This window comes from Streptomyces sp. NPDC031340 (assembly GCF_055569945.1).
This window is the reverse complement of sequence record NZ_JBVIIE010000018.1, coordinates 20,605-44,311: the sequence shown is the minus strand read 5'-3', so window position 1 is coordinate 44,311 and position 23,707 is coordinate 20,605. Positions and strand designations below refer to the sequence as shown.

At 73.6% G+C, this 23,707-nt stretch carries 22 protein-coding genes and 1 pseudogene; 10 read left to right on the top strand and 13 right to left on the bottom strand.

Features of this window, described 5'->3' with window-relative positions:
• Window positions 1-80: 80 nt before the first annotated feature.
• The 3 genes and pseudogenes from ACZ5GT_RS16355 to ACZ5GT_RS16345 all read right to left on the bottom strand — a co-directional run.
• Window positions 81-308 (bottom strand): annotated as a pseudogene (locus ACZ5GT_RS16355) (trypsin-like serine protease); the annotation flags it as partial.
• 235 nt (window positions 309-543) lie between these two features.
• Window positions 544-3,393, bottom strand: coding sequence for a helix-turn-helix transcriptional regulator (locus ACZ5GT_RS16350; RefSeq protein ID WP_469022818.1), 2,850 nt, complete (start codon window positions 3,391-3,393; stop codon window positions 544-546).
• A gap of 1,535 nt (window positions 3,394-4,928) precedes the next feature.
• Window positions 4,929-5,753, bottom strand: a complete 825-nt coding sequence (locus ACZ5GT_RS16345) for a helix-turn-helix transcriptional regulator (RefSeq protein WP_469022816.1) — start codon at window positions 5,751-5,753, stop codon at window positions 4,929-4,931.
• A gap of 116 nt (window positions 5,754-5,869) precedes the next feature.
• On the opposite strand from ACZ5GT_RS16345, the gene ACZ5GT_RS16340 reads away from it, so the two are divergent.
• Together ACZ5GT_RS16340 and ACZ5GT_RS16335 are read left to right on the top strand one after the other, a co-directional pair.
• Entirely contained in the window at window positions 5,870-7,540 is a 1,671-nt protein-coding gene (locus tag ACZ5GT_RS16340; RefSeq protein WP_469022810.1) for an AMP-binding protein, read from the top strand.
• Window positions 7,537-9,183 (top strand): AMP-binding protein, encoded by a 1,647-nt coding sequence (locus ACZ5GT_RS16335; RefSeq protein WP_469022803.1) that lies wholly within the window; start codon window positions 7,537-7,539, stop codon window positions 9,181-9,183. The genes ACZ5GT_RS16340 and ACZ5GT_RS16335 overlap by 4 nt, the downstream gene beginning before the upstream one ends.
• 82 nt (window positions 9,184-9,265) lie before the next feature.
• Here ACZ5GT_RS16335 and ACZ5GT_RS16330 read toward each other — a convergent pair whose 3' ends face one another.
• Together ACZ5GT_RS16330 and ACZ5GT_RS16325 are read right to left on the bottom strand one after the other, a co-directional pair.
• The gene (locus ACZ5GT_RS16330; RefSeq protein WP_469022799.1) at window positions 9,266-9,958 is read right to left on the bottom strand and encodes a hypothetical protein; all 693 of its coding nucleotides are present in this window, start codon (window positions 9,956-9,958) and stop codon (window positions 9,266-9,268) included.
• A gap of 215 nt (window positions 9,959-10,173) precedes the next feature.
• The gene (locus tag ACZ5GT_RS16325) at window positions 10,174-10,413 is read right to left on the bottom strand and encodes a hypothetical protein (protein ID WP_469022796.1); all 240 of its coding nucleotides are present in this window, start codon (window positions 10,411-10,413) and stop codon (window positions 10,174-10,176) included.
• A gap of 320 nt (window positions 10,414-10,733) precedes the next feature.
• Here ACZ5GT_RS16325 and ACZ5GT_RS16320 point away from each other — a divergent pair, with 320 nt between their 5' ends.
• The 6 genes from ACZ5GT_RS16320 to ACZ5GT_RS16295 all read left to right on the top strand — a co-directional run bounded on the left by ACZ5GT_RS16320 (window position 10,734) and on the right by ACZ5GT_RS16295 (window position 14,761).
• Entirely contained in the window at window positions 10,734-10,985 is a 252-nt protein-coding gene (locus ACZ5GT_RS16320) for a YkoF family thiamine-binding protein (protein ID WP_469022793.1), read from the top strand.
• Window positions 10,982-11,350, top strand: a complete 369-nt coding sequence (locus ACZ5GT_RS16315) for a helix-turn-helix domain-containing protein (RefSeq protein WP_469022790.1) — start codon at window positions 10,982-10,984, stop codon at window positions 11,348-11,350. Before ACZ5GT_RS16320 ends, ACZ5GT_RS16315 begins: the two co-directional genes overlap by 4 nt.
• Before the next feature lie 115 nt (window positions 11,351-11,465).
• Entirely contained in the window at window positions 11,466-11,978 is a 513-nt protein-coding gene (gene uraD, locus ACZ5GT_RS16310; RefSeq protein WP_469022785.1) for a 2-oxo-4-hydroxy-4-carboxy-5-ureidoimidazoline decarboxylase, read from the top strand.
• 2 nt (window positions 11,979-11,980) lie between these two features.
• Window positions 11,981-12,451, top strand: coding sequence for a hydroxyisourate hydrolase (locus ACZ5GT_RS16305; RefSeq protein WP_469022783.1), 471 nt, complete (start codon window positions 11,981-11,983; stop codon window positions 12,449-12,451).
• A gap of 4 nt (window positions 12,452-12,455) precedes the next feature.
• Complete coding sequence (gene pucL, locus ACZ5GT_RS16300; protein ID WP_469022779.1) at window positions 12,456-13,349, top strand: factor-independent urate hydroxylase; 894 nt, start codon at window positions 12,456-12,458, stop codon at window positions 13,347-13,349.
• A gap of 41 nt (window positions 13,350-13,390) precedes the next feature.
• Window positions 13,391-14,761 carry an 8-oxoguanine deaminase gene (locus ACZ5GT_RS16295; RefSeq protein WP_469022777.1) on the top strand — a complete coding sequence of 457 codons (1,371 nt, stop codon included), beginning with the start codon at window positions 13,391-13,393 and terminating at the stop codon, window positions 14,759-14,761.
• Window positions 14,762-14,775: 14 nt separating this feature from the next.
• Here ACZ5GT_RS16295 and ACZ5GT_RS16290 read toward each other — a convergent pair whose 3' ends face one another.
• Both ACZ5GT_RS16290 and ACZ5GT_RS16285 read right to left on the bottom strand, forming a co-directional pair.
• On the bottom strand, window positions 14,776-15,390 hold the full coding sequence (locus ACZ5GT_RS16290; RefSeq protein ID WP_469022775.1) for a 3'-5' exonuclease: 615 nt from the start codon (window positions 15,388-15,390) through the stop codon (window positions 14,776-14,778).
• A 79-nt stretch (window positions 15,391-15,469) separates the two neighbouring features.
• Window positions 15,470-16,900, bottom strand: coding sequence for an MFS transporter (locus ACZ5GT_RS16285; RefSeq protein WP_469022772.1), 1,431 nt, complete (start codon window positions 16,898-16,900; stop codon window positions 15,470-15,472).
• A 101-nt stretch (window positions 16,901-17,001) separates the two neighbouring features.
• Between ACZ5GT_RS16285 and ACZ5GT_RS16280 the strand changes: the two genes are divergently transcribed.
• Window positions 17,002-17,403 (top strand): winged helix-turn-helix transcriptional regulator, encoded by a 402-nt coding sequence (locus ACZ5GT_RS16280; RefSeq protein ID WP_469022769.1) that lies wholly within the window; start codon window positions 17,002-17,004, stop codon window positions 17,401-17,403.
• Window positions 17,404-17,430: 27 nt separating this feature from the next.
• On the opposite strand, the gene ACZ5GT_RS16275 is transcribed toward ACZ5GT_RS16280, so the two are convergent.
• The 4 genes from ACZ5GT_RS16275 to ACZ5GT_RS16260 all read right to left on the bottom strand — a co-directional run bounded on the left by ACZ5GT_RS16275 (window position 17,431) and on the right by ACZ5GT_RS16260 (window position 20,508).
• A complete protein-coding gene (locus ACZ5GT_RS16275) occupies window positions 17,431-17,853 on the bottom strand; it encodes an acyl-CoA thioesterase (protein ID WP_469022766.1) in 423 nt (140 codons plus the stop codon).
• A 149-nt stretch (window positions 17,854-18,002) separates the two neighbouring features.
• Window positions 18,003-18,362, bottom strand: a complete 360-nt coding sequence (locus ACZ5GT_RS16270; RefSeq protein WP_469022761.1) for a hypothetical protein — start codon at window positions 18,360-18,362, stop codon at window positions 18,003-18,005.
• A 180-nt stretch (window positions 18,363-18,542) separates the two neighbouring features.
• On the bottom strand, window positions 18,543-19,172 hold the full coding sequence (locus ACZ5GT_RS16265; protein WP_469022758.1) for a hypothetical protein: 630 nt from the start codon (window positions 19,170-19,172) through the stop codon (window positions 18,543-18,545).
• Between the two features lie 127 nt (window positions 19,173-19,299).
• Window positions 19,300-20,508 carry a pyridoxal phosphate-dependent aminotransferase gene (locus ACZ5GT_RS16260; protein ID WP_469022755.1) on the bottom strand — a complete coding sequence of 403 codons (1,209 nt, stop codon included), beginning with the start codon at window positions 20,506-20,508 and terminating at the stop codon, window positions 19,300-19,302.
• A gap of 87 nt (window positions 20,509-20,595) precedes the next feature.
• Here ACZ5GT_RS16260 and ACZ5GT_RS16255 point away from each other — a divergent pair, with 87 nt between their 5' ends.
• Window positions 20,596-21,222 carry a winged helix-turn-helix transcriptional regulator gene (locus ACZ5GT_RS16255; protein WP_469022751.1) on the top strand — a complete coding sequence of 209 codons (627 nt, stop codon included), beginning with the start codon at window positions 20,596-20,598 and terminating at the stop codon, window positions 21,220-21,222.
• A gap of 411 nt (window positions 21,223-21,633) precedes the next feature.
• On the opposite strand, the gene ACZ5GT_RS16250 is transcribed toward ACZ5GT_RS16255, so the two are convergent.
• Together ACZ5GT_RS16250 and ACZ5GT_RS16245 are read right to left on the bottom strand one after the other, a co-directional pair.
• Window positions 21,634-22,437, bottom strand: coding sequence for a hypothetical protein (locus ACZ5GT_RS16250; RefSeq protein WP_469022749.1), 804 nt, complete (start codon window positions 22,435-22,437; stop codon window positions 21,634-21,636).
• Window positions 22,437-23,702: a VWA domain-containing protein gene (locus ACZ5GT_RS16245; RefSeq protein ID WP_469022745.1), complete on the bottom strand. Its 1,266-nt coding sequence runs from the start codon at window positions 23,700-23,702 to the stop codon at window positions 22,437-22,439. The genes ACZ5GT_RS16250 and ACZ5GT_RS16245 overlap by 1 nt, the downstream gene beginning before the upstream one ends.
• Window positions 23,703-23,707: the final 5 nt, after the last annotated feature.

Here is a 23,707-nt window from a genome sequence, read left to right as displayed (position 1 = left end):
GGGGGCGTTGCGGGCTGCTCGTGGAAGCTCGCAACGCCCCCTGGTTCTTCACCTGAGGGGTACTCAGGAAGCCTTCCGGGTCAAGCGGCGACCTGCGCGGTCACCGGGCCGGAGCGGGCGGTCGGCCGGGTGTGGACACCCGGCCGACCGGCCTCCGCTCGGCCCGTGCCCCGAGAAGTGATCCCTGCCAGGACGCCCCTGACGAGCAGGGGACCGCCGCTGTCGTCCTGGCAGGTGTCGACGTCGCCGGAGGTGTGTCCGGCGTAAACCGTGTCGGACCGGACGCAGTCCGAATCGTGGGAGTCGGCGGGGGCGGTCCAGATCTTCCTGACTCGGGTGAGCCCGAACATCCGTCTCCTAGGTGGGGGGATTGCCGGTGGGGCGCGCGGGTGTGGGGCGGACCGACCTGGTGTGCCCGGGTGAGCGGCACGCCCTCACGCTAGGACCCGGCCCGCCGGGCACCCAATGAGGGAACCCCCTAGTGGGGCCGGGCAGGGAAAACCCTCGGTCGACCCCTGACTCACACGGGCTTCACCGCGGACCTCACTTCGTGCGATGCCCCGCCGCCAGCCGGACGATGTCCACCCGGGAGCGGATCCCCAGCTTGCGGTACACCCGTGTGAGGGTCGCCTCGACCGTCTTGACGCTGATGAACAGGCGCGCGGCGATCTCCCGGTTGGTCGCCCCCTCCATGACGAGCGCGGCGACCTGGCGTTCCATCGAGGCGAGGCCCTCCAGGCCCTCCGACGCGGCGACGGGGGCGGCCGGTTCCACCGGATTCGCCACCGCCGCCGCCTCCACCTGACGCACCCAGGGCAGCGCACGGCAGCGCCGGAACAGCCGGGCCGCCTCGTCGTACGACGTCGGGCCGGGCGTGGCGGTCACCGCCGCGCGCACCGCGCCGGGAGCCCGGGGCGAGGTGCGCAGCGAGGCCAGCGCGAACGCGGCCCGGGCCTCCTCCAGGCCGTAGCCCAGCTTGGCGAGCCGGTCCTGGGCGGACGTGAGCTGGACGAGGGCGGCCTCGTACTCCCCGCGCGCCGCCCGCACCAGCGCTTCGGCCCGGTCCAGGACGCCCAGCACGCTCTCCCGGCCGAGCCGCAGGGCGTGCGTGCGCGCCTCGTCGAGGAGCCCCTGCGCCTCGTCGAGCGCGCCGATGCGCACCAGGGCCTCGGCGAGGTCGCCGTGCCAGCGGCCGCGCGCCGGGTCGGTGATGCCGAGGCTGTGCTCCAGCTCCCGTACCCGGCGCAGCGACCGGGCCGCTCCCGCGGCGTCCCCGGCGACCAGCTGCGCGTGGCCGAGGGCGGCCAGGCCCCGCGACACGTACATCTGGTCGCCGACCTCCTCGGCCTGGTCCGCCGCTTCCCGGCCCAGGGCCAGCGCCCGCTCCACGTCCCCGCCCGAGGCCTCCGCGAGGGAGGTCAGTACGGCAGAGGGGATCTCGCCGATGCCGGAGTCCCGGGCCAGCCGCATGCTCTCCCGGGCCAGGTCCAGGGCGCGGCCGCAGTGCCCGGAGCGCAGTTCGGTGTCGGCCAGCAGGCGCACGAAGTGCACCTCGCTCTCGACCATGCCGCGCCGCCGCACCTCGCGCAGCAGCGCCGTGACGGTCGCGCGGGCCTCGGGCAGCTGGTCACTCATGATCAGCCAGCGGTAGCGGGTGGCGCCCGCGCCGTTGTGGTGGCACGCCACCTGCGGGTCCTGCGGCTCCTGCAGCGCCCGCTTGATGGTCGCCGGCGCGTCCGGGTGGCCCATCAGCGTCTCGGTCTGCGCCTGGAACGCCAGGGCGAGCAGTTCGGTGCGCCGGTCGCCGGCCCGGGCGGCGAGCTCCGCCGCGTGCGCGGCCTCCTCCCGGCCGGTGGCGAAGTCGCCCTCCACGACGAGGCCGCGCCAGGCCAGTTGGTAGTGGACCTGGGCGAGCAGGCGCGGGTCGTCGCCCGCGTCGGCCAGCACCTGCGGGTAGACGGTGTCGACCTCGCCGAGGGCCTGCCCGGCCGACTCGATCACCACCATCCAGGCCCGCACCCGGTCCGCGGGCGCGGTGGCCCGGGTCAGCACCTCGCGGGCGATGTCCCGGGCGAGGTCGACCTCGCCGGCGGTGATCGCGTCCTCCGCGGCCTGCAGCCGGCGCTGGTCCGGGCCCGGGTCGCCGTCGGGCGGGGTGTGCCGGGCGGCGAGCAGGCCGAGCGACGCGGCGACCGAGGGCGCCCCGCGGTCCCGGGCCAGGGCGGCGGCCTCGGCGAGGCGGGCGGCCGCCTCCGGATCGGTGCCGGTGGTCGCCAGGGCGAGGTGGCGGGCCCGCTCGATCGGGTCGGAGGCCGCGGTGGACAGGGCGGCGTGCGCGGCGCGCCGCTCGTGCGCGGGCGCCTCCGCGTACAGGGCGGCCGAGATCAGCGGATGCGCGAACCGTACTGCGGGGCCCTCCGGCTCGGTCGCCAGCAGTCCGAGCGCGGCGGCCTGCGCGGTCTCGGCCTCGGCGTTCTCCCGGCCGGCGGCGTGCAGCAGGGCCAGCGTGGGACGGGCGCCGGCGCTGGCCACCAGCAGGGTGCGGCGGGCCTCGCCGGAGAGCATCTCCAGCCGGTTCAGCACCAGCGCGCGCAGCGAGGTGGGCACCGGGAGCGGCTCGCCCGGCCTGACCGGGTCGGAGCTCTCGGCCAGGGCGCGGCCCAGTTCGAGGGCGAACAGGGGGTTGCCGCCGCTGGTGCGGTGGATGTCGCGGACCGTGGAGCGGGGCAGGCCCGGGTAGCCGCGGTGGTCGAGGAGCGCGGACACCTGGGCCCGGGACAGCGGGCCCAGCCGGACGGCGAGGGTGTCCGGCGGGCACGAGCGCAGATGACGGTCGTACTCCTGGCCCTCGGTGCGCACCGCGCACAGCAGTTGCACCGGCGTGTCGCCCAGGCGGCGGGCGGCGAAGCCGAGCAGCTCCGCGCTGGCGGAGTCCAGCCACTGCAGGTCGTCGGCGACGACGAGGACCGGCCCCCGGGCGGCGAGGGCGCGCAGCGCCGACAGCACGGCGAGACGCAGCGCGAGCCCGTCCCTCTGGAGGGCGGACTCCTCACCCCGGCCGGTGAGCGCCGACTCCAGGGCGGTGCGCTGGGCGGCGGGCAGCCGGTCCGACACCTCGTCCACGACCAGGCCGAGGAGGTCGGCGAGGGCGAGGAAGGGCAGATGGGATTCGGACTCGGTGGCCGAGCAGCGCAACACGGTGCGGGCCGAGGAGCCGTATTGCGCCGCCAATGCCCGCAGCACGGTCGACTTTCCAATTCCGGCGGGACCGTGCAGCAGCACGCTGCCGCCGGAGGCGAGCTGCTCACGCGCCGCGGCGAACAGCCCCTCCCGGCCGATGAGCAGGTCGGGGCGGCATCTGGCAGGCTCCTGGAAGTCCCGTCGCACGGTCACCGCTCCCTCCGTGTGTCGTGTCCGGGCCAAATTCTAGGCAACGTCTCATTGAAATCCGGACGCCCGACGAGGTGAGAGATACGACAATCGTCGGACGCAAGGAAAATGCAAAGTCTCGCCGAATGCACACCGGCCACCCGCGGAAGCCCTGCCGGGCCTGCGCGGAGCCCCTGTGGGACGCCTGTGGGGCCACGCCGGCCGGCCCGCACCGCGGACCGCGGACACCCGGCCGCGACGGGCCCGGGCGCCCGTCCGGCGCCGGGGACAGCCCGCCGCGACGGGCCCGGGCGCCGATCCGCCCGGGACCGCGGGGCCACGGAGGCCGCCGTGCGGCGGGGGGTTGGCGCGGACGGCGCGCTGTGGTCCGGGCTGCGGCGGGTTCGCGTTGCGGGCAGCGGGGCTGTGTGTGGGCGCGGTACGCGGCGCGCCGGTGGTGGCTTCCGGATCGCGCGCCGTGGCCGCCGGGCTGCGGCGGCGGGCTCGCGCGGCGGGTCGTGGAGGCCGGATGGCGGTGCGGTTCGTTCGCGGCGGTGTGCGCACACGGCACACCGCACACCGGTGTGCGGTGGCGGCTCGCGGTCGGCGTGTCGGGCATGGGCGTGGTGCCGGTCCGGAGGGTGACACACGTGCCCCACCCCGCCGATCCATGGCCGGAAGGCCCGCGTGGTGGGTCGTGGTGGTGGGGCGGCGCCCAGCGCCGCCGAGCCATGGCCGACGCCTTCGCGTGAGGTGGGGTGGCCGTGTGCGGGGGCGGGTTCGTCGTGCGGCGGGGCGGTTTCCGGGTGGCGCCATGTGTTCGCCGGGCTGCCGTGACGGGCTCCATGGTGGTTTGCGGTGGCCGTGTGCGCCGGGTCCGGTTCGTTGGGGCTGCAGCGTGGCGGGTCCGCGGTGTGGGGGCGGCGTTCGGTCGGGAGTGTCGTGGGGCCGAGCGGTGTCTCCGGGGGCGGCCTGCGTTGGCCTGCGGCGGTCTCCGGGGCGGGCTGTCTCGCTCGCGGCGCGGGGCGGTGGCGCCCCGCGCCGGTCGACCGGGAGGCAGACGTGGGGCCCGCGCGGAGCCGCGCCGCAGGCCCGCGCCACGCAGTGTCCGGGCGCGGCCCGGGGGCTGGGGTCCGGGGGCCACGGCGCAGTGTCGCGGAGGCTCCCGGGCGGCGACGCCCGGTGGCGCCGGGGTGAGATGCGCCGGGCGCCTCCCGAGCCGTGCCCCGGCGCGGGGCCACGCCGCAGGCCCGCGCCACGCAGTGTTCGGGCGCGGCCCGGGGTCCGGGTCCTGAGGCCCGGGGTGCAGTGCCGCGAGGCTCCCGGGCGGGGCGGTGCCCGGTGGTGCCGGGGTGCGAGACGGTGGGCGCCTTCCGAGCGGTGCCCCGTGGTGCGGGGCTGTGTGGCGGTGGGCGGTGCCCCGTGGTGCGGGGCTGTGCGGCGGCGGGCGGTGCTCCATGGCGCCGGGGTGCGGGGCGGCGGGGGGCGCATCCCGGCGCGGGAGCAGCTGCCGGAGCAGGCGCAGGGCGCAGGCGCGGGCGGCGGGACGTGGTGGCCGGCTATGGGAGCAGGCCCGCGCGGCGGGCCGCGGAGACCGCCTCGCCGCGAGTGTGGGCGCCGAGCTTGCGCATCGCCGAGCGCAGGTAGCTCTTGACCGTCTCCGGGCGCAGCCCCAGCCGGTCCGCCGCCACCGCGTTGGTCGCGCCGTCCGCCAGGCAGGCGAGGACGTCGAGCTCGCGGGGCGCCAGGCTCGCTCCCCGCGGCTGCGGACCCGGCGTCAGCAGGGCGCACGCCGCGAGCAGCTCCGCCCGAAGCGTCGGGTCGGCGATCCGCGGCGCCAGCGAGCGCAGCGCCGCGTGCGCCTCCCGCACCTGCTCCCAGGTGGAGCCCCGCGCGGGGTCGCGGGCCGCCGCCACGGTCACCAGGTCCCGCGCCTCGTCCCGCAGCACCAGCGCCTGCTCGACGTCCCGGGCCGCCTCCATGGCCGCGCCCAGCGCCCGGTCGCCGAGCGGCTGGGCCGTGCGCAGGGCGCCGTAGAGCACCCCGCGCACCCGGCGCCGTACCACCACCGGCACCGCCAGCACCGAGCGCAGGCCCTCCGCGGCGACCGGGATGTCGTATTCGTGGCTGATCTGCCGGGAGGAGGAGTAGTCGGTCACCGCGCACGGGCGGCCCAGCGCGACCGCCTTGCCGCCCAGGCCGTTGCCCGAGGTCACCGCGAGCGCGCTGAGCGCGGGCGTCGCGTTGCCGCTCAGCTCGCTGATGCGCACCTGCTGCCGCCCGCCGTCGACGAGGCCGCCGAAGGCGACCGGGAGGCCGGTCGTGCGCCGCAGCCGTACCAGCGCGTTGCGTATCTCCACGACCCCGGCCGTTTCTGCTGCCACCTGCTCGCCCTCTCCTCCGCGGCGCACACCCCCGTACGGGGGTAGTGAGACCCGCATCACGGATTACACGATGACAGAGAGCCGCCCGGCAATGGTCCGGTAACGAAGGAGCACAGATGACGACGCCGACGGAGGTGTTCCGCGGGGCGCGGGACTTCCTGCTGGAACACCGTGAGGACTACGAACGAGCGTACGAGGGCTTCGCCTGGCCTCGCCCCGAGCGTTTCAACTGGGCGCTCGACTGGTTCGACGTCATCGCCGACGGCAACGACCGGACCGCCCTGCACATCGTCGAGGAGGACGGCACGGAGGTCCGGCTGTCCTTCGCCGAGATGTCCGAGCGCTCCGACCGGGTGGCCAACTGGCTGCGGGAGCGGGGCGTGCGCGCCGAGGACCGGGTCCTGGTCATGCTCGGCAACCAGGCCGAGCTGTGGGAGACCGCCCTGGCCGCGATGAAGCTGCGCGCGGTCGTCATCCCGGCCACCCCGCTGCTCGGCCCCGCCGACCTGCGTGACCGTGTCGAGCGCGGACGGGTCGGGCACGTGCTCGTACGGTCCGGGGACACCGGCAAGTTCGACGAGGTGCCCGGCGGCTACACCCGTATCGCGGTCGGCGGCGCCCCCGAGGGCTGGCAGGCGTACGAGGACGCGTACGCCGCCCCCGCCGACTTCACGCCGGACGGGCCGACCCTGCCGGACGACCCGCTGATGCTGTACTTCACCTCGGGCACCACCGCCCGCCCCAAGCTGGTCGAGCACACCCACACCTCGTACCCGATCGGGCACCTGGCCACCATGTACTGGATCGGGCTCAAGCCCGGCGACGTGCACCTGAACATCTCCTCACCCGGCTGGGCCAAGCACGCCTGGTCGAACCTGTTCGCCCCGTGGAACGCCGAGGCGACCGTCTTCATCCACAACTACACGCGCTTCGACGCCTCCCGCCTGATGGCCGAGATGGACCGGGCCGGCGTCACCACCTTCTGCGCCCCGCCGACCGTCTGGCGCATGCTCATCCAGGCCGACCTCACCCAGCTGCGCACCAAGCCGCGCGAGGTCGTGGCCGCCGGTGAGCCGCTCAACCCCGAGGTCATCGAGCAGGTCCGCCGGGCCTGGGGCGTCACCATCCGGGACGGCTTCGGGCAGACCGAGACCGCCGTGCAGGTCGCCAACAGCCCCGGCCAGCCGCTGAAGACCGGCTCCATGGGCCGGCCCAGCCCGGGCTACCACGTCGTACTCCTCGACCCGGTCACCGGCGCGCCCGGCGCCACCGAGGGCGAGATCTCCCTCGACCTGTCCGCCCGCCCGGTCGGCCTGATGACCGGCTACCACGGCGACCCGGACCGCACGGCGGAGGCGATGGCCGGCGGCTACTACCGCACCGGCGACGTCGCCTCCCGGGACGCGGACGGCTATCTGACCTACATCGGGCGCTCCGACGACGTCTTCAAGGCCTCTGACTACAAGATCAGCCCCTTCGAGCTGGAGAGCGCGCTGCTGGAGCACGAGGCGGTCGCCGAGGCGGCCGTCGTGCCCGCGCCGGACGAGCTGCGCCTGGCGGTGCCCAAGGCGTACGTCGTCCTCGCCGACGGCTGGGAGCCCGGCCCCGACACGGCCAAGGTGCTCTTCGAGCACTCCCGTGAGGTGCTGGCCCCCTACAAGCGCATCCGCCGCCTGGAGTTCGCCGCCCTGCCCAAGACCGTGTCCGGCAAGATCCGCCGGATCGAGCTGCGCGAGGCGACGGCCGCGGGCTCGTCCGACGAGTACCGCGAGGAGGACTTCCGGTGACCGGACCGACGAACACGCAAGTCCCGGACAACGCCCGGCTCTCGTACGCGCACGGGACCGGCGAGGTCCCGCTGCTCGGCGACACCATCGGCGCCAACCTCGACCGGGCGCTCGCCGCGTTCCCCGACCGCGAGGCCCTGGTCGACGTTCCCTCCGGACGGCGCTGGACCTACGCCGAGTTCGGCGAAGCGGTCGACGACGTGGCGCGCGGCCTGCTCGCGCACGGCGTCGCCAAGGGCGACCGGGTCGGTATCTGGGCGATCAACTGCCCGGAGTGGGTGCTGGTCCAGTACGCCACCGCCCGCATCGGCGCCATCATGGTCAACATCAACCCGGCGTACCGCGCGCACGAGTTGGAGTACGTGCTGAACCAGGCGGGGATCTCGGTGCTGATCTCCTCGCTCGCGCACAAGAGCAGCGACTACCGGGCCCTGGTGGACCAAGTGCGCGGCAGATGCGCCGAGTTGCGCGAGACGGTGTACATCGGCGACCCGTCCTGGGACGCGCTGGTCGCCGCGGGCGCCTCCGTGCCGCGGGAGCGAGTGGCCGAGCTGGGCGCCGAGCTGAGCTGCGACGACCCGGTCAACATCCAGTACACCTCGGGCACGACCGGCTTCCCGAAGGGCGCCACCCTCTCCCACCACAACATCCTCAACAACGGCTTCTGGGTGGGCCGTACGATCGGCTACAGCGAGCAGGACCGGGTCTGCCTGCCCGTGCCGTTCTACCACTGCTTCGGCATGGTCATGGGAAACCTGGCGGCCACCTCGCACGGCGCCTGCATGGTCATCCCGGCCCCGTCCTTCGACCCGAAGGCCACCCTGGAGGCCGTCCAGCGGGAGCGCTGCACCTCGCTGTACGGCGTCCCCACCATGTTCATCGCCGAGCTGAACCTGCCCGACTTCGCCGCCTACGACCTCTCCTCGCTGCGCACCGGCATCATGGCCGGCTCGCCCTGCCCGGTGGAGGTCATGAAGCGGGTGGTCGCCGAGATGCACATGGAGGAGGTCTCCATCTGCTACGGAATGACCGAGACGTCCCCGGTCTCCCTGCAGACGCGGATGGACGACGACCTGGAGCACCGCACCGGCACCGTCGGCCGCGTCCTGCCGTACCTCGAGGTGAAGATCGTCGACCCGGTGACGGGAGTGACCCAGCCGCGCGGCACCGCGGGAGAGCTGTGCACCCGCGGCTACAGCGTGATGCTCGGCTACTGGAACGAGCCCGAGAAGACGGCCGAGGCCATCGACCCCGCCCGCTTCATGCACACCGGCGACCTCGCCGTGATGCGCGAGGACGGCTACGTCGAGATCGTCGGCCGCATCAAGGACATGATCATCAGGGGCGGTGAGAACGTCTACCCGCGCGAGATCGAGGAGTTCCTCTACGGCCACCCGAAGGTCGCGGACGTCCAGGTCGTCGGCGTTCCGCACGAGCGGTACGGCGAGGAGGTCCTGGCCTGCGTCATCCCGCGCGACGCGGGCGACCCGCCCACCCTGGAGGACGTCCGGGCGTTCTGTGACGGACAGCTCGCGCACTACAAGATCCCGAGCCGCCTGCGGATCCTGGACGCCTTCCCGATGACGGTGTCCGGCAAGGTCCGCAAGGTGGAACTGCGCGAGCAGGCGGCCCGCGAGGCGTGACGGCGGCAGCCCCGGGGCTACGCCGGGTCAGCCCCGGGGCTGCGCCGGGTCAGCCCCGGGGCTGCGCCGGGTCAGCCCCGGGCTACGCCAGGTCATCCCGCTCCGGCGGCTCGGCGGGCGGGGACGCGGCCCCGCCCGCCTCGGCGTCCAGGGCTTCGGCCAGGGCGTTGGCCGGTCGCGGGGCCCCGGTGGCGGTGAGGACGAACAGCGGAACGCGCAGGGCGACGGCGCCTTCGAGGGCCTCGGCGGAGTATCCGGCGAGGGAGAAGTGGAGGCAGTCCGCCGACTCCGTCATCGCCGCCAGCCACAGGCACTCCACGTCCCGCAGCGAGGCGGGGTGCACGGACGGGTCGACGTGGGCCAGCAGACCCCGTGCGGCGAGCCCGATGCCGGACGGGGGCCGCTGGTCGGCGCGCCGGACGTTCTCGTGGCCGAGCCGGCGCAGATACACCACGGCGGCGGTGACCGCGCCGCGGGCCGTGCGGACCGGGCCCGCCCGTCCGGCCGGCCGCGTCACCGGGATGCGGAGCGTCGTCCCGCACGGGCAGCCCAGCTCCGGCTGCGGCCACTGACCCCGGTGGCCGCAGGCGGCGCAGCGCACCCCGACCCACTGCTCGTCCCAGCTGCGGTGCGTGACGGCCGTCGGTTCACCGTGCGGGTCCAGTGGCGGCGCGACCGGGGCGCCGCACACGCAGGGATACGACGGCGCGGTGTAACGGTGCTCGCGCCGACAGGCAGGGCAGCGCACCGGCACGCTCTCGGACATGACCCCCATCGTGCCCCAACTCACCCCGCCTGTCCGTCCCTTGATGAGTTTCGACCATCTGCCCGCATTGCTTCCGGATCGCGGAAATCAGATTCCTTCAGACGGAATCCGTGGAACGCGCGCTCGGGGCGGCCCGTCCGTCGACGTGCCGCCCCCTTCGTCCCCCGTGGTGGTCGGCTTCGGCAGGGGCCCGTCGCCCCCGTGCCGGGACGCGGCCGCGCGGCTCACGCCTCGTGGTGCTCCGACAGGCCGGGCCAGTCCTCCGGGCCGCCGCCCTGCCACTCGATGAAGTCCGTCTCCTCCACGTCGGTGACGTACAGGTCGGCCTGCCGCAGGATCTCGCTGACGTCGTCGACGTGCGTGGCGATGCCCAGTGTCTCCGGGCCCGCGGTGACCCGCCGGGATCCGTCCAGGGCCGGAGCGTGGACCACGATGTGCGGATGCTCAGTCGGATGTGCTGTCATGCCTTCAGGCTCCTGCGTCCCACGGGAGAACGCACGCGGACGCCGTCGGCCCACAGGCCGAGGACCTGCCCGGCGGACCCGGCAGGACCCGGAGGCCGGCCCCTCCCGGTCGGCTAAGGTCGGGGTCCGGACACATGGCCGTACGGACGGACGCACGGGCGTGCCGACGCACGGCCGTACGGACCTGGACGCACGGAAAGCCGGAGGCCCCGCTGCCGCCGCACGCTGCATGTCGCCCGCGCCCGTCGCCCGCCGTGCCGTCCGGGTCGCCCTCCCCGCGAGGGCCGTCAGACGCGCAGGTCAGAGAGGTGTGGGGCGCGATGCGACTGAGGGTTGAGTTCACCACCGAGCCCTTCGATCTCGACGAGCCGCCCGGCCACGCGCTGGTCGCCCGCGAGGTCATCGAGGCCGCCGACCTGGACTCCGTGGACGTGGGACCGTTCGGCAACACCGCCGAAGGGGGCGCCGACGCGGTCCTGACGGCCCTGGACGCCGTACTGCGCAAGACCCTGGAGGCCGGCGCCGCCCGGATCTCGCTCCAGGTCAACGTGATCGGGGAGGCCGGGGAGTGACCGGCGCCGGGGGCGAGTCCTTCATCACCGCCGTGAAGCCGCTGGTCGACGCCATGGGCGGGGAGATGCTCCCACCCGACGAGGCCGGCCCCGACGACGTCGTGCTCTCTTGGGAGGGCGTCCACGTGGTCGCCGTACGCCTGCCCCAGCTCGCCGACTCGCTCGACCACATCCTGGCCGCCATGGAGCGCAAGCGGGGCAAGCCGCTGGCCGACCTCGACCGCAAGGCCAAGCAGGAGGTCGTCCGGAACCTGGAGGCGCGCGGTGCGTTCTCCGTGCGGCACGGCGTGGAGACGGTCGCGAGCGCCCTCGGGGTCAGCCGCTTCACCGTCTACAACTATCTCAACCGGCAGAAGGAGAGCTGACGGGGTTCGTAACCCGGAATTTTCAACAAAGTGTTGACGTGGTGTCGCCGGGCGGCGTTAGCTGACGGCAGTCCGTTCGGTACGACGGCCGTTCACCGCCACGGAGGCCACCCACGTGACGTCGACACCCCCGCCCCCGGGCCTGGCCCGGTTCAACGCCCTGGACGAGCAGGCGGCCCTCGCCGCGCTCCGCGAGGTGTGCGCCGCCACGGCCTGGGCGCGGCGGTTGCTCGCCGCCCGCCCCTGCGCCACCGCCGACGACCTGTACGCGGCCAACGACGCCGCCACGGCCGCCCTGACCGGCGCGGATCTCGCCGAGGCCATGGCCGGCCACCCGCCGATCGGCCGCCCGAAGCCGGGCGACGCGGCCTCCGCCCGCGAACAGCGCGGCATGGCCGGTGCCTCCGAGGAGCTGAGGGCGGAGATGCTGGAACTGAACCTGGCCTACCAGGAACGGTTCGGCCACGTCTTCCTGATCTGTGCCACCGGCCGCAGCGCCGAGCAGATGCGTGACGCGGCCAGGGAGCGGATCGGCAACCCGCCGGAGCGGGAACGGGAGATCGTCCGCGGCGAGCTGGGCAGGATCAACCGCATCCGACTGGCCCGACTCGTCGAAGGGGACGCCTGAGCATGAGCACACGTACCACCGCCTCCGTGTCCACCCACGTCCTGGACACCTCCGTCGGCCGCCCCGCCGCGGGCGTCACCGTCCGGCTCCTCGCCCGGGACGCCCAGGAGACCGCCCAGGACCCCCAGGACGTCCGGGATGTCAGGGACGCCGGCTGGCGGCCGGTCGGCGGGTCCGTGACCGACGCCGACGGCCGGTGCCGGGACCTCCCGGACCCGCCGGAGGGGACGACCCACGTACGGCTCGACTTCGCCGTGGAGGCGTATCTCGAGCGTTCGGAGAAGAACCAGGCCGCGATGAACCAGGCCGAGAAGAAACAAGCCGATGCGCAGCAGGACGCCCCCGCGAACCGGGACGGCGGCGCCGTGTTCTTCCCGGAGGTGTCCGTCACCTTCGCCGTCGCGCCGGGAGAGCACTACCACGTGCCGCTGCTGCTCAGCCCGTTCGGCTACTCCGTCTACCGAGGGAGCTAGCGATATGCCCATCCTGGGACAGAACCAGTACGGCAAGGCCGAGACCCGGGTCGTGAAGATCACGCGGGACGGCGCCACCCACCACGTCAAGGACCTCAACGTGTCGGTGTCGCTCAGCGGCGACATGGGCGAGGTCCACTACTCCGGCTCCAACGCCAACGTCCTGCCGACCGACACCACCAAGAACACGGTGTACGCGTTCGCCAAGGAGCACGGCATCGAGTCCGCCGAGCAGTTCGGCATCCACCTCGCCCGCCACTTCGTGACCTCGCAGGAGTCCATCCACCGGGCCCGCGTCCGGGTCGAGGAGTACGCCTGGGACCGCATCGAACACGCGGGCGAGGGCGCGCACTCCTTCGCGCGCCGGGGCCAGGAGGTCCGGCTGGCGCAGGTCACCTACGACGGCGAGGCGTGGGAGGTCGTCTCCGGCCTGAAGGACCTCGTCGTGCTGAACTCGACCGACTCCGAGTTCTGGGGCTACGTCAAGGACAAGTACACGACGCTGCCGGAGGCGTACGACCGCGTCCTGGCCACCGAGGTCTCCGCGCGCTGGCGGTTCCACTGGAGCGGCGACGGGCAGCAGGCGCCCGACTGGGACGAGTCGTACGCGCAGACCAGGCAGCACATCCTGCGGGCGTTCGCGGAGACCTACTCGCTCTCGCTGCAGCAGACGCTCTACCGGATGGGCGCGCGCGTCATCGACCACCGCGGCGAGATCGACGAGATCCGCTTCTCGCTGCCGAACAAGCACCACTTCCTCGTCGACCTGAAGCCGTTCGGGCTGAAGAACGACAACGAGGTGTACTTCGCCGCCGACCGCCCCTACGGCCTGATCGAGGCCACCGTCCTGCGGGACGGCTGCGAGGCACGGATCCCGGTGGACCTCACCAACCTCTGAGACCTCCGAGCGCGGACACGGATGACAGGAGAAGCCGCACGATGGCACAGCGCATCGTCATCGAGAACTGTTCGATCGCGACCGTGGACGCCGACGACACCGAGTACGCCTCCGGCCATCTCGTCATCGCCGGCGACCGTGTCGAGTCGCTCGGCGCGGGCCGGGCCCCCGAGGGCCTGCGGGACGTCGTGCGCCGCATCGACGCCTCCGGCCACCTCGTGACGCCGGGCCTGGTCAACACCCATCACCACTTCTACCAGTGGCTCACCCGCGGCCTGGCCACGGACCACAACCTCTTCGACTGGCTGGTCGCGCTGTACCCGACGTGGGCGCGCATCGACGAGCCGATGGTGTACGCGGCGGCGCAGGGCTCGCTGGCGGTGATGGCCCGCGGCGGCGTCACCACCGCCATGGACCACCACTACGTCTTCCCGAAGGGTTCCGGCGACCTGTCCGGCGCGATCGTCCGCGCCGCCCGCGAGACCGGCGTCCGCTTCACCCTCGCCCGCGGCTCCATGGACCGCGGCGAGAAGGACGGCGGCCTGCCCCCGGACTTCGCCGTCGAGACGCTGGAGGGCGCGCTCGCCGCGACCGAGGAGACGGTCCGCGCACACCACGACGCCTCCTTCGGCGCGCTCACCCAGGTCGCCGTCGCGCCCTGCTCGCCCTTCTCCGTCACCACCGAACTCCTCGCCCAAGGGGCGGAGTTGGCGCGCCGGCTCGGGGTGCGGCTGCATACCCACGGCTCGGAGACGGTGGAGGAGGAGAAGTTCTGCCACCAGCTGTTCGGCATGGGCCCGACCGACTACTTCGAGTCCACCGGCTGGCTGGGAGAGGACGTGTGGATGGCGCACTGCGTCCACATGAACGACTCCGACATCGCCGCCTTCGCCCGCACCCGGACCGGCGTCGCCCACTGCCCGTCGTCCAACGCCCGGCTGGCCGCCGGGATCGCCCGCGTCCCCGACATGCTGGCGGCCGGCGTCCCGGTCGGCCTCGGCGTCGACGGCACGGCGTCGAACGAGTCCGGCGAACTCCACACCGAACTGCGCAACGCCCTCCTGCTCAACCGCCTCGGCCCTCACCGCGAGGCCGCGCTCACCACCCGCCAGGCGCTGCGCCTGGGCACCTACGGCGGCGCCCGGGTCCTCGGCCGGGCGCACGAGATCGGCTCGCTGGAGCCCGGCAAGCTGGCCGACCTGGTGCTGTGGAAGCTGGACACCGTCGCCCACGCCTCCATCGCCGACCCGGTCGCCGCGCTGGTCCTCGGCGCGCCGGCACCGGTCACCGCCTCCTTCGTGAACGGCCGTCAGATCGTGGAGAACGGCCGCCTGCTGCACGTCGACGAGGACGCCGTGGCACGCGCCACCCGGAAGGAGGCCCGCCGCCTGGCCGACACCGCCGCGGGGTGACCCGACGGCCGCCGTCAGGCAGGCCCCTGCCCCGGCTCCGGACACCCTGGCCAGCGCAGGAGATTGGCCAGCAGCTCCGCCTGCTCGATGGCGTCGTCCAGGGCGTGGTGTGTGTGGCGTCGCCGGGACAGCAGCTCGCGCGGCATCGTCCCCTTCGCCACCGCCCGCAGCGGCAGGCCCGCCTTGGCCGCGTACAGCGTCTTCATGTCCAGGCAGCCGGAGTGCCCGAACGGGCTCTGCCCGGTGAAGCGGATCAGGTACCAGTACAGGAACGTCCAGTCGTACGAGGCCGGGTAGCCCGCCATCACCGGCTGCGCGCCCACCGCCACCTCGCGCACCCAGTCGCTGAACTCGGCCAGCGCGACGGCCGGTTCGGCGCCTTCGATGGCCAGCCGCTCCCGGTCGAGGCCGCTGACGGCCAGCGCCTCCGGCACGAACTCGTCGCTGATCGGACGCAGTTCGCGGTAGAAGGTCTGCCGCTCCGGGTCGGCGGCGGTGAAACCGTCGGCGTCCTGCGTCCCGGCGACCGCGGCGCCCAGGCTCAGCATGGAGTACGGCCCGGGGATCGGCCCGTCGGCCTCGATGTCGACGGAGATGTACAGGCTCGGCTTGATACGTCGTGCGGACATGAGCACGGAGCATCGCACCCCGCGGACCCGGCGCGCATCCGAAAATCCAGGACCGCCGCCCCGCTGTCCCGCCCGGGTGTCAGCTCCGCCGGGGCCGGAGCACGGTCGCCGCCAGCGCCAGGGCCGCCGCCGCGATCGCCGCGCCCGTGACGAAGGCCAGCCGGTAACCGGCCGCCGTCGCGGCGACCGTCCCGGCGCCGCGGGCGAGCAGGCCGTCGGTGCGGTGGGCGGCCAGCACCGACAGCACCGCGAGCCCCAGCGAACCGCCCACCACCTGCGTGGTGTTGAACAGCCCGGACGCCAGCCCCGCGTCCTCCTCCCGCGCCCCCGACATGGCGAGCCCGGTCAGCGCCGGCATGGCGGCGGCGAACCCGGCCGCGAGCAGCAGCAGCGGCGGCAGCACGTCGGCGACGTACGACCCGTCGACGGGCGCCCGGGCCAGCAGCGCCATACCGCCGACGATCAGCACCAGCCCGGCCAGCAGCACCCGGTGGGCTCCGAACCGGCCGACGGTGCGCGCCGACAGGCCCAGCATCAGCACGCCGATCGCCACCGGGGCGGGCAGGAACGCCGTACCGGTGAGCAACTCGTCGTAGCCCAGCACGCGTTGCAGGTACAGCGCGCCGATGAACTGGAAGCCGTACATCGTCGCGATCATCAGGATCTGCACGGCGTTCGCGCCGCTGAGCAGGCGGGAGCGCAGCAGACGCAGCCGCAGCAGGGGGCGTGCGGCCCGCGCCTGCCGGACGGTGAACGCGGCGAACAGCAGCAGCGCGACGACCGCGAGCAGCCCGGTCGCGGCCGGCCCGCGGTCGCCGGAGCCGACGATCGCGTACACCGTCAGCATCAGCGCCCCGGTGACGAGCACCGCCCCCGGGTAGTCGGCGCCTCCGCCGAGACCGGCCCCGCGCTCCGGGGCGAGGACACGGACGGCCGCGAGCAGCGCGAGTGCGCCGACGGGCAGGTTGATCAGGAAGATCCAGTGCCAGTTCAGCGCCTGCGTGAGCGCACCGCCGAGGAACGTGCCCAGCGCACCGCCCGCCGCGCCGACCGCGCTGAACGCGGCGATGGCACGCGCCTGTTCGCGCGGCTCGGGGAACAGTGCCACCAGCATGCCGAGCACCACCGCCGAGGTCATCGCCCCGCCGACGCCCTGCACGGCGCGTGCCGCGATCAGCGCGCCCCGGCCGGTCGCGAGGCCGCACGCCACGGACGCCGCGGTGAACACGGCGAGACCCGCGACGAACATCCGCTTGCGGCCCACCAGGTCGCCGAGCCGGCCCGCCAGCAACAGCAGCCCGCCGAAGGGGATCAGGTAGGCGTTGACGACCCAGGCGAGCCCCGGTGCGGAGAAGCCGAGGTCGCTCTGCACGGCCGGCATGGCGACCGTCACGACGTTCCCGTCCAGGACCGTCATCAGTATCCCCGCGCACAGCACGACCAGAGACGCCCGACGGGAGTAGGTGCGCGGCGGTGCCTCCGCCGAAGATTTCGTGACCGTGACCGACATGGGTTCCCGAGCCTCCCCGCTGGACGCACCTCGCTAGGTGCACGACTTGTAACGGGGTACATCATGAGTGACCATGGGGGACGCCGTAAGGAGGCAGTTCGATGTCCCAGAGGAACACCGGTGTTACCTCGCAGGTCGTGAACGCGGCCGCGTGCCCGGTCCGTGAGGTGATCGACAGGGTCGCGGGCAAATGGAGCGTGCAGATCCTGGTGGCCGCCGCGCACGGACCGATCCGCTTCACCGAGCTGGAGCGCAGCATCGAGGGCATCAGCCGCCGCATGCTGACGCTCACCCTGCGCAACCTGGAGCGCGACGGTCTCGTCACCCGCACCGTCCACCCGACGGTTCCGCCGAAGGTCGAGTACCAACTCACTCCTGTGGCGCGGGACTTGCACGAGACCCTGCAGCGCCTCACCGAGTGGGCCGAGCACAACCGTGTCTACATCGCCGAGTCCCGCGCCGCCTACGACGCCGAGCACCGGCCTGGGCCGCTCGACGCGTAGGCGGCCGGTGGACGGCCGGGGCAGCGGTCAGATGCCGAACAGGCTGGGGTCCGAAGCCAGTTCCTCGAAGATCTTCTGCGGTTCGGTGATCAGCCGACGCTCCTGGAGATCCAGCAGGCCGCCCACCGCGGTGATCTCGGCGGCCACCGTGCCGTCCTTCTTGCGGATGGTCTGCTCGATGCGGAACGTCTTGCCCCCGCTCCAGTCGAAGGCACACGTCACCTCGACCTCCTCGCCGGCCAGCAGCTCCCGCTGGTAGCGGATGGTGGTCTCCAGCGCCACCGGTCCCACGCCCCGGGAGATCAGGCCCGCCTGGCTGATCCCGGCCGACTGCAGCATCGACCAGCGGGCGTGCTCGGCGTAGTTGATGTAGACGGCCTGGTTGAGGTGGCCCTGCACGTCGGTCTCGTACCCGCGGACGGTCACCGGGACGGCAAACGGCTCGCTCATTGCGTTCCCCTCTCGCGTTCGCTTTCGCATGCGTTGACCTGCCCGCCGATCTTGGCATGTCCGTCACGTACGGCGGGGCGATGCCGGCAGACAGCGCTCACGCGTGCGGGGTTCGGTGTGCTCGCCGACCTCTCCTGGCTGCTTCGTGCCTACCACGCATGCCAGAGTTCGCCGTGACGGTGGCGGACCGGAGGGATGTCCGCGTCGGCAAGGTCGTGGCCGGCGTGGTGCAGTCCGCGGACCCGCTGGGCTTCGAGCCGACCTTGGAGCCGGGCGCGACGTTCAGCCGTGGCGATCTCGGCGGAGAACGAGCCCTTTCTGCAGTCGAGCACCATCGGCTGCCAGGAGGTGATCCGGCGCAGTGTCTTCGTCGGAGCGGGGCGACGGCCTTCGCGGGCGGCCTGGGCCGATTCGGCGTGTGTGTAGCGCAGGTCGTACAGGGACATGGACTCCGACGCGCCGTCTCGGACGCGGAGTCGCCGGGGAGTCGTGCGGACAGTCCTGGACATCGAGAGCCTCCGTAGGGCCCTCTGGGCTCTCCAGAGGTACCTACGGCGGGTGCGAAGCGGTCGGCACGACCTCAACCCCCTCGTCGGTGAACGAGCTGCCGGCAGCACAGTAGCCGCGCGGAGGAGCAGGGCCGAGCCGCAGCTCAGTCTGCGTCGTCCACGGCAGGGATGCCGAGTCCATCACGTACGGCGGGGCGATGCCAGCAGATAGCGCTCACGCGTGCGGGGTTCGGTGTGCTCGCCGACCTGCCAGCCCGCCCGCTCCAGGGTGGCCGCGCAGGCCCGCAGCGCCTCCGGGTCCGGCTCGTGCACGGCGACCGCCTCCGGCTGCGGCGTCCCGCGCACCCGGTAGCCGGCCGGGTCCGGTCCGGCCGGGCGGTGGCCGGCCGCCTCCAGGGCGAGCGCGGCGGCCCGCACCAGATGGGTGCGCTCCCAGCCGCACGGCCGGTCGGCGGCGCCGTCCGGATTGGTCATCCGGCGCAGCTCCAGCAGCCCCTGCCAGGCGCTTTGCACCTCGCGGACCCGGGCCGGTCCGGCGGGCGGCGGCTCCGCCTCCCCGCCGACCCGCGCCGCGAACACGCCGGTGTCCGCCGAGGCCGGGGCCGCCGTCGCAGCGTCCTCGGCAGGCGCCTCCCGCAGCCGGTGCCCGGCCGGCGTCAGGAAGTGGTCGTGCGGCGGCCGCGGGTGCCGGAACGCGAGCCCCCGCTTCACCAGCGCCGCGAGCTGCGCCTCGGTCCCCCGCAGCCGGCCGGTGACGGGATCGGCGCCCTCGATCACCCGCTGCTGAGCAGCGGTCGGCGGTCGTGTCACGGCGTCCTCCTTCCCGTGCGGCGGCCGCTACGGCCGCGGGCCTCGCTCGGCCTGCTCCGAAGGCTACGACGCGGGACCGACAACGCCCCCGTCAGTGTTGAGGCAGGTGAGGCCAGGCGAGGGGCCGCTACTGGCGATAGCCGCCGAGAAACCGTCCGATGCGGCCGATGGCGGCTTCCAGGGACTCGGCGTGCGGCAGGGTGAGGATGCGGAAGTGGTCCGGGGCCGGCCAGTTGAAGCCGGTGCCCTGCACGACCTGGATCTTCTCGCGCAGCAGGAGGTCCAGGACGAACTTCTCGTCGTCGTGGATCTTGTGGACCTTGGGGTCCAGGCGCGGGAACGCGTACAGCGCGCCCTTCGGCTTCACGCAGGACACGCCCGGGATCTCGTTGAGCTTCTCCCAGGCCACGTCGCGCTGTTCGTGCAGCCGCCCGCCCGGCGCGGTCAGCTCCCGGATGGACTGGCGGCCGCCCAACGCGGCCTGGATGGCGTACTGGGCGGGCGCGTTGGCGCACAGTCGCATGGAGGCCAGCATGGTCAGGCCCTCCAGGTAGTCCTTGGCGTGCTGCTTGGGGCCGGTGACGACCACCCACCCGGAGCGGAAGCCGGCCACCCGGTACGTCTTCGACAGACCGCAGAAGGTGAGGACCACCAGATCGGGGGCGAGCGCGGCGGCCGAGTGGTGCACGGCGTCGTCGTACAGGATCTGGTCGTAGATCTCGTCGGCGAACACCATCAGCCCGTGGCGGCGGGCGAGGTCGAGGATGCCCTCGACGATCTCCTTCGGGTAGACGGCGCCGGTGGGGTTGTTGGGGTTGATGATGACGACGGCCTTGGTGCGGCTGGTGATCTTCGCCGCCATGTCGTCCAGGTCCGGGTACCAGTCGGCCTGCTCGTCGCAGAGGTAGTGCACCGCCTTGCCGCCCGCGAGGGTCGTCACGGCCGTCCAGAGGGGGAAGTCCGGGGCGGGGATGAGGACTTCGTCGCCGTCCTCCAGCAGTGCCTGCACGGCCATCGACACCAGCTCGGAGACGCCGTTGCCGAGGAAGACGTCGTCGACGTCGACCTCCAGGCCGAGGGTCTGGTAGCGCTGGGCGACGGCCCGGCGGGCGGAGAGGACGCCGCGGGAGTCCGTGTAGCCGTGGGCCTGCGGCAGCATCCGGATCATGTCCTGGAGGATCTCCTCCGGGGCCTCGAAGCCGAACAGCGCCGGGTTGCCGGTGTTCAGGCGCAGCACGCTGTGCCCCGCCTCCTCCAGCGCGTTGGCGTGCTCTATCACCGGGCCGCGGATCTCGTAGCAGACCTCGCTGAGCTTGTTCGACTGCCGGAACTCCATGCGCCGCTTCCCCTCTGCTGACTGGTTCTGCTTGGTTTTACCAAGTGGACGCTTGGAAAGTCCAACAACATGTCTAGACTGCGTCGCATGTCACCTCGCCGAAGCTACGACCAGTACTGCTCCGCCGCCCGCGCCCTCGACCTCGTCGGCGACCGCTGGACCCTGCTGATCGTCCGCGAACTCCTGGCCGGACCCCGCCGGTACACGGACCTGCACGCGGACCTGCCGGGCGTGAGCACGGACGTACTCGCCTCGCGACTGAAGGACATGGAGCGCGACGGCCTGACCACGAGGCGCCGGCTGCCCCCGCCCGCCTCCGCCTACGTGTACGAACTCACCGACCGCGGAAGCGAGTTGCTGCCGGTGCTGCAGGCGCTGGGGGAGTGGGGGCAGGCGGAACTGGGCGAGCGGCGGCCCACCGACGCGGTGCGCGCGCACTGGTTCGCGCTGCCGCTGCTGCGGACGCTGGAGGGCGAGGGGATCGTCGAAGTCCGTCTGGAGGAGGGCCAGTTCCACCTGTACGTCGGCGGCGACGAAGGCCCCGCCTACCGTGAGGGACCGGCCCCGGTCGAACCCGACGCCCGGCTGGCCATGGACGTGGACACCTGCACGGCGGTCGGCCGGGCCGACCTGACGCTGACGGAGGCGGTGCGCGCCGGCCGGATACAGGTGACCGGCGACGGCACCCTGGCGAAGGCGCTGCGCGAGGCGTGAGCGGCGGGCTCCGGCGTGCTGCGGGACCGGCGGCTCCGGCGCGCGCCGCTGCCGCTGCCGCCGGGAGCCGTCCGCCGCGAGGGTGAGGGGACGGAAGGGCGGCGCTTTTCCGGTGACGCCACCCGGCCGCCGCGCGCCGGAGGTCTCGGCCGCGGCAAGGCCCGGGTGCGGTGGGGGAGGGCGGGGGTCATGCGGTCCCGGCTGCGCGGAGTCCGGCCCCGGCGGCGCGCGAGGTGTGCCGCGCGGGGAGCCGCCGGCGCGGCGGGAGCGGCCGACTTTGCCCTGACGACGTCCTCGGCCGGCGAGCCGTGGCCGCGAAGGCGACCCGCCCGTGGCCCCGCCCCTGGCGGGAGAAGAGCGAAGGCCCGCCGGGCAGGCGGGCCTTCGGGGTTCGGGACTTCGCGGAGACGGTCAGGCGCCCGGGGGCACCTGTGACGGGCGGCCCGAGCCGCGGGTGAGGGCGTAGCCGCCGATTCCGGCGAGCGCGGCCAGGATGCCGCCGATCCCGGTCCACACCCAGCGGTCGGACCACCAGCCGGACGCCCAGCCGTCCTCCGGCTCGATGGCGGAGAGCACCGCGGACGACTTCGTGTCCTCGTCGTCCTGGGCGGACGTGACGGCGATCCCCGGCACCAGCGGCTTGCCCAGCGAGCCGTCCACGGCCGCCGCACCGCCGATGTCCTTGGAGTCGGCCCGGACCGAGGTGGTCACCGGCAGGCCCAGGTCGGCCGTCGCGAGCTTCACCGCCGTCAGCCGGACGTAGTACGTACCCGGCAGCGGGTCGTTCGCCCACGGCTCGGACCAGGCGCGCACGGTCCGCAGTGTGCAGGCCAGTTCGACGGAGGACGCGCCCTGGGCGGCGGTGCGCGTCTGGGCGCCGTACTGGCAGGCCTGGCGGCGGCGCAGGCCGTCGTAGACGTCGATCTGCCAGGTCTGGTCCGCGTGCGAATCGGGCAGCTTCACCGTCGCCTCGACGGTGGGGCGCTGGCCCTCGTCGGCCGGGAACGACCAGTACAGGTAGTCGCCGGTGGAACCGCTCGCCGTGGCCTCCTGGCCCTGGTCGATCTCGGCCGCCGTGCGGAAGGAGGTGCCGGCCGAGGTGGGCGCGTCACCGTCCGCCGAAGACGACGGCGACGGCGAGGAGTCGGCGGCCGCGGGCGCGGCGGCCAGGCCCAGCGTCAGCAGGGCCGCGCTCAGCACACGTGTGATCCGCATCAGTTGGTCCTCCAGACCGCGACCCGCCAGCGCGACAGCCAGCCCCACAGCACGCCGGCCAGGAAGCCGGTCAGGATCAGCACACCGAGCAGCCACCAGCCCCGCCCGAGGCCGAACGCGGCCACGTCACGGGAGGTGCCCGGCCCGTCCACCACGTCCACGGTCAGCTCCAGCGGCATGCCGGGCGTGGCCTTCACCCCGGAGGCCGCCGAGAAGCTGTTGGTGACCTGGAGGCAGACGGTCTCCGCCGCGGCCTCGTCGTCGTCGCTCTCCGCCTTCGGGTAGCGCAGCCCCGTCGAGATCACGTCCGTACGGCCGTCGCCCGCGGCCTCCCCGCGCACGATCTCGCGCCCGTGCACGGTGACCGCCCGCAGCAGCACCCCGTAGTCGGGGTTGACGGCGCGGTCGGCGGCCACGCTCACCGAGGCGCGCAGCTCCTTGCCCGGCTCGACGTCCACCTTGTACCAGCGCTGCTGCCCGAACTCCTCGCGGTCGGTGTACAGGCCCGACTTCAGCGCCGGCGCCTGCGTGCAGGCGTCCGCACCCTCGGTGGCGACCGGGGTGACCACCGGATCGGCCGCCCGGTCCACCAACTGGTTGACCTTGTCGGTGAGTTCGTCGGTGTGCTCGACCGAGGTGTACGTGCCGCCGGTCGCCTCCGCGATGCAGCTCAACTGCTTGCGCAGCTTGGTGTTCGGGACCAGGCCGAGGGTGTCGATGGTCAGCCCGATGCCCTTGGCGGCTATCTCGCGGGCCACCTCGCACGGGTCCAGCGGGGCGCAGGTGTCCTCGCCGTCGCTGATCAGCACGATCCGCTTCGAACCGACGTCGGTGCCCAGGTCGTCGGCCGCCTTGAGCAGGGCGGGACCGATCGGCGTCCAGCCGGTGGGCGAGAGCGTCGCCACCGCCGTCTTCGCCTCGGTGCGGTCCAGCGGGCCGACCGGGTAGAGCTGCGCGGTGTCCTTGCAGCCCGTCTTCTGGTCGTTGCCCGCGTAGTTGGCGCCGAGCGTGCGGATGCCGAGCTGAACCTCCTCGGGCGTCGCGTCCAGCACCTCGTTGAACGCCTGCTTCGCGGCGGCCATCCGGGTGCCGCCGTCGATGTCCCGGGTCCGCATGGAACCGCTGACGTCGAGGACGAGGTCGACCTTCGGGGCGTTCTCGCCCGTGGGTTCGCCGGCGGCCGCCGCGGCCGGGAAGGCCAACCCGGCCGTGAGGGCGGCCAGCAGGGCGCAGACCCCTGCCGCCAGCCGTTGTGTTCTGATCATCGGCG

Coding starts and splice junctions, on each gene's coding strand:
- ACZ5GT_RS16330 (WP_469022799.1), bottom strand. CDS start 9,958: ATGGGGGTCATGTCCGAGAGCGTGCCGGTGCGCTGCCCTGCCTGTCGG.
- ACZ5GT_RS16260 (WP_469022755.1), bottom strand. CDS start 20,508: ATGGAGTTCCGGCAGTCGAACAAGCTCAGCGAGGTCTGCTACGAGATC.
- ACZ5GT_RS16280 (WP_469022769.1), top strand. CDS start 17,002: ATGTCCCAGAGGAACACCGGTGTTACCTCGCAGGTCGTGAACGCGGCC.
- ACZ5GT_RS16255 (WP_469022751.1), top strand. CDS start 20,596: ATGTCACCTCGCCGAAGCTACGACCAGTACTGCTCCGCCGCCCGCGCC.
- pucL (WP_469022779.1), top strand. CDS start 12,456: ATGCCCATCCTGGGACAGAACCAGTACGGCAAGGCCGAGACCCGGGTC.
- ACZ5GT_RS16305 (WP_469022783.1), top strand. CDS start 11,981: ATGAGCACACGTACCACCGCCTCCGTGTCCACCCACGTCCTGGACACC.
- ACZ5GT_RS16340 (WP_469022810.1), top strand. CDS start 5,870: ATGACGACGCCGACGGAGGTGTTCCGCGGGGCGCGGGACTTCCTGCTG.
- ACZ5GT_RS16320 (WP_469022793.1), top strand. CDS start 10,734: ATGCGACTGAGGGTTGAGTTCACCACCGAGCCCTTCGATCTCGACGAG.
- ACZ5GT_RS16295 (WP_469022777.1), top strand. CDS start 13,391: ATGGCACAGCGCATCGTCATCGAGAACTGTTCGATCGCGACCGTGGAC.
- ACZ5GT_RS16290 (WP_469022775.1), bottom strand. CDS start 15,390: ATGTCCGCACGACGTATCAAGCCGAGCCTGTACATCTCCGTCGACATC.
- ACZ5GT_RS16250 (WP_469022749.1), bottom strand. CDS start 22,437: ATGCGGATCACACGTGTGCTGAGCGCGGCCCTGCTGACGCTGGGCCTG.
- ACZ5GT_RS16245 (WP_469022745.1), bottom strand. CDS start 23,702: ATGATCAGAACACAACGGCTGGCGGCAGGGGTCTGCGCCCTGCTGGCC.
- ACZ5GT_RS16325 (WP_469022796.1), bottom strand. CDS start 10,413: ATGACAGCACATCCGACTGAGCATCCGCACATCGTGGTCCACGCTCCG.
- ACZ5GT_RS16270 (WP_469022761.1), bottom strand. CDS start 18,362: ATGTCCAGGACTGTCCGCACGACTCCCCGGCGACTCCGCGTCCGAGAC.
- ACZ5GT_RS16285 (WP_469022772.1), bottom strand. CDS start 16,900: ATGTCGGTCACGGTCACGAAATCTTCGGCGGAGGCACCGCCGCGCACC.
- ACZ5GT_RS16275 (WP_469022766.1), bottom strand. CDS start 17,853: ATGAGCGAGCCGTTTGCCGTCCCGGTGACCGTCCGCGGGTACGAGACC.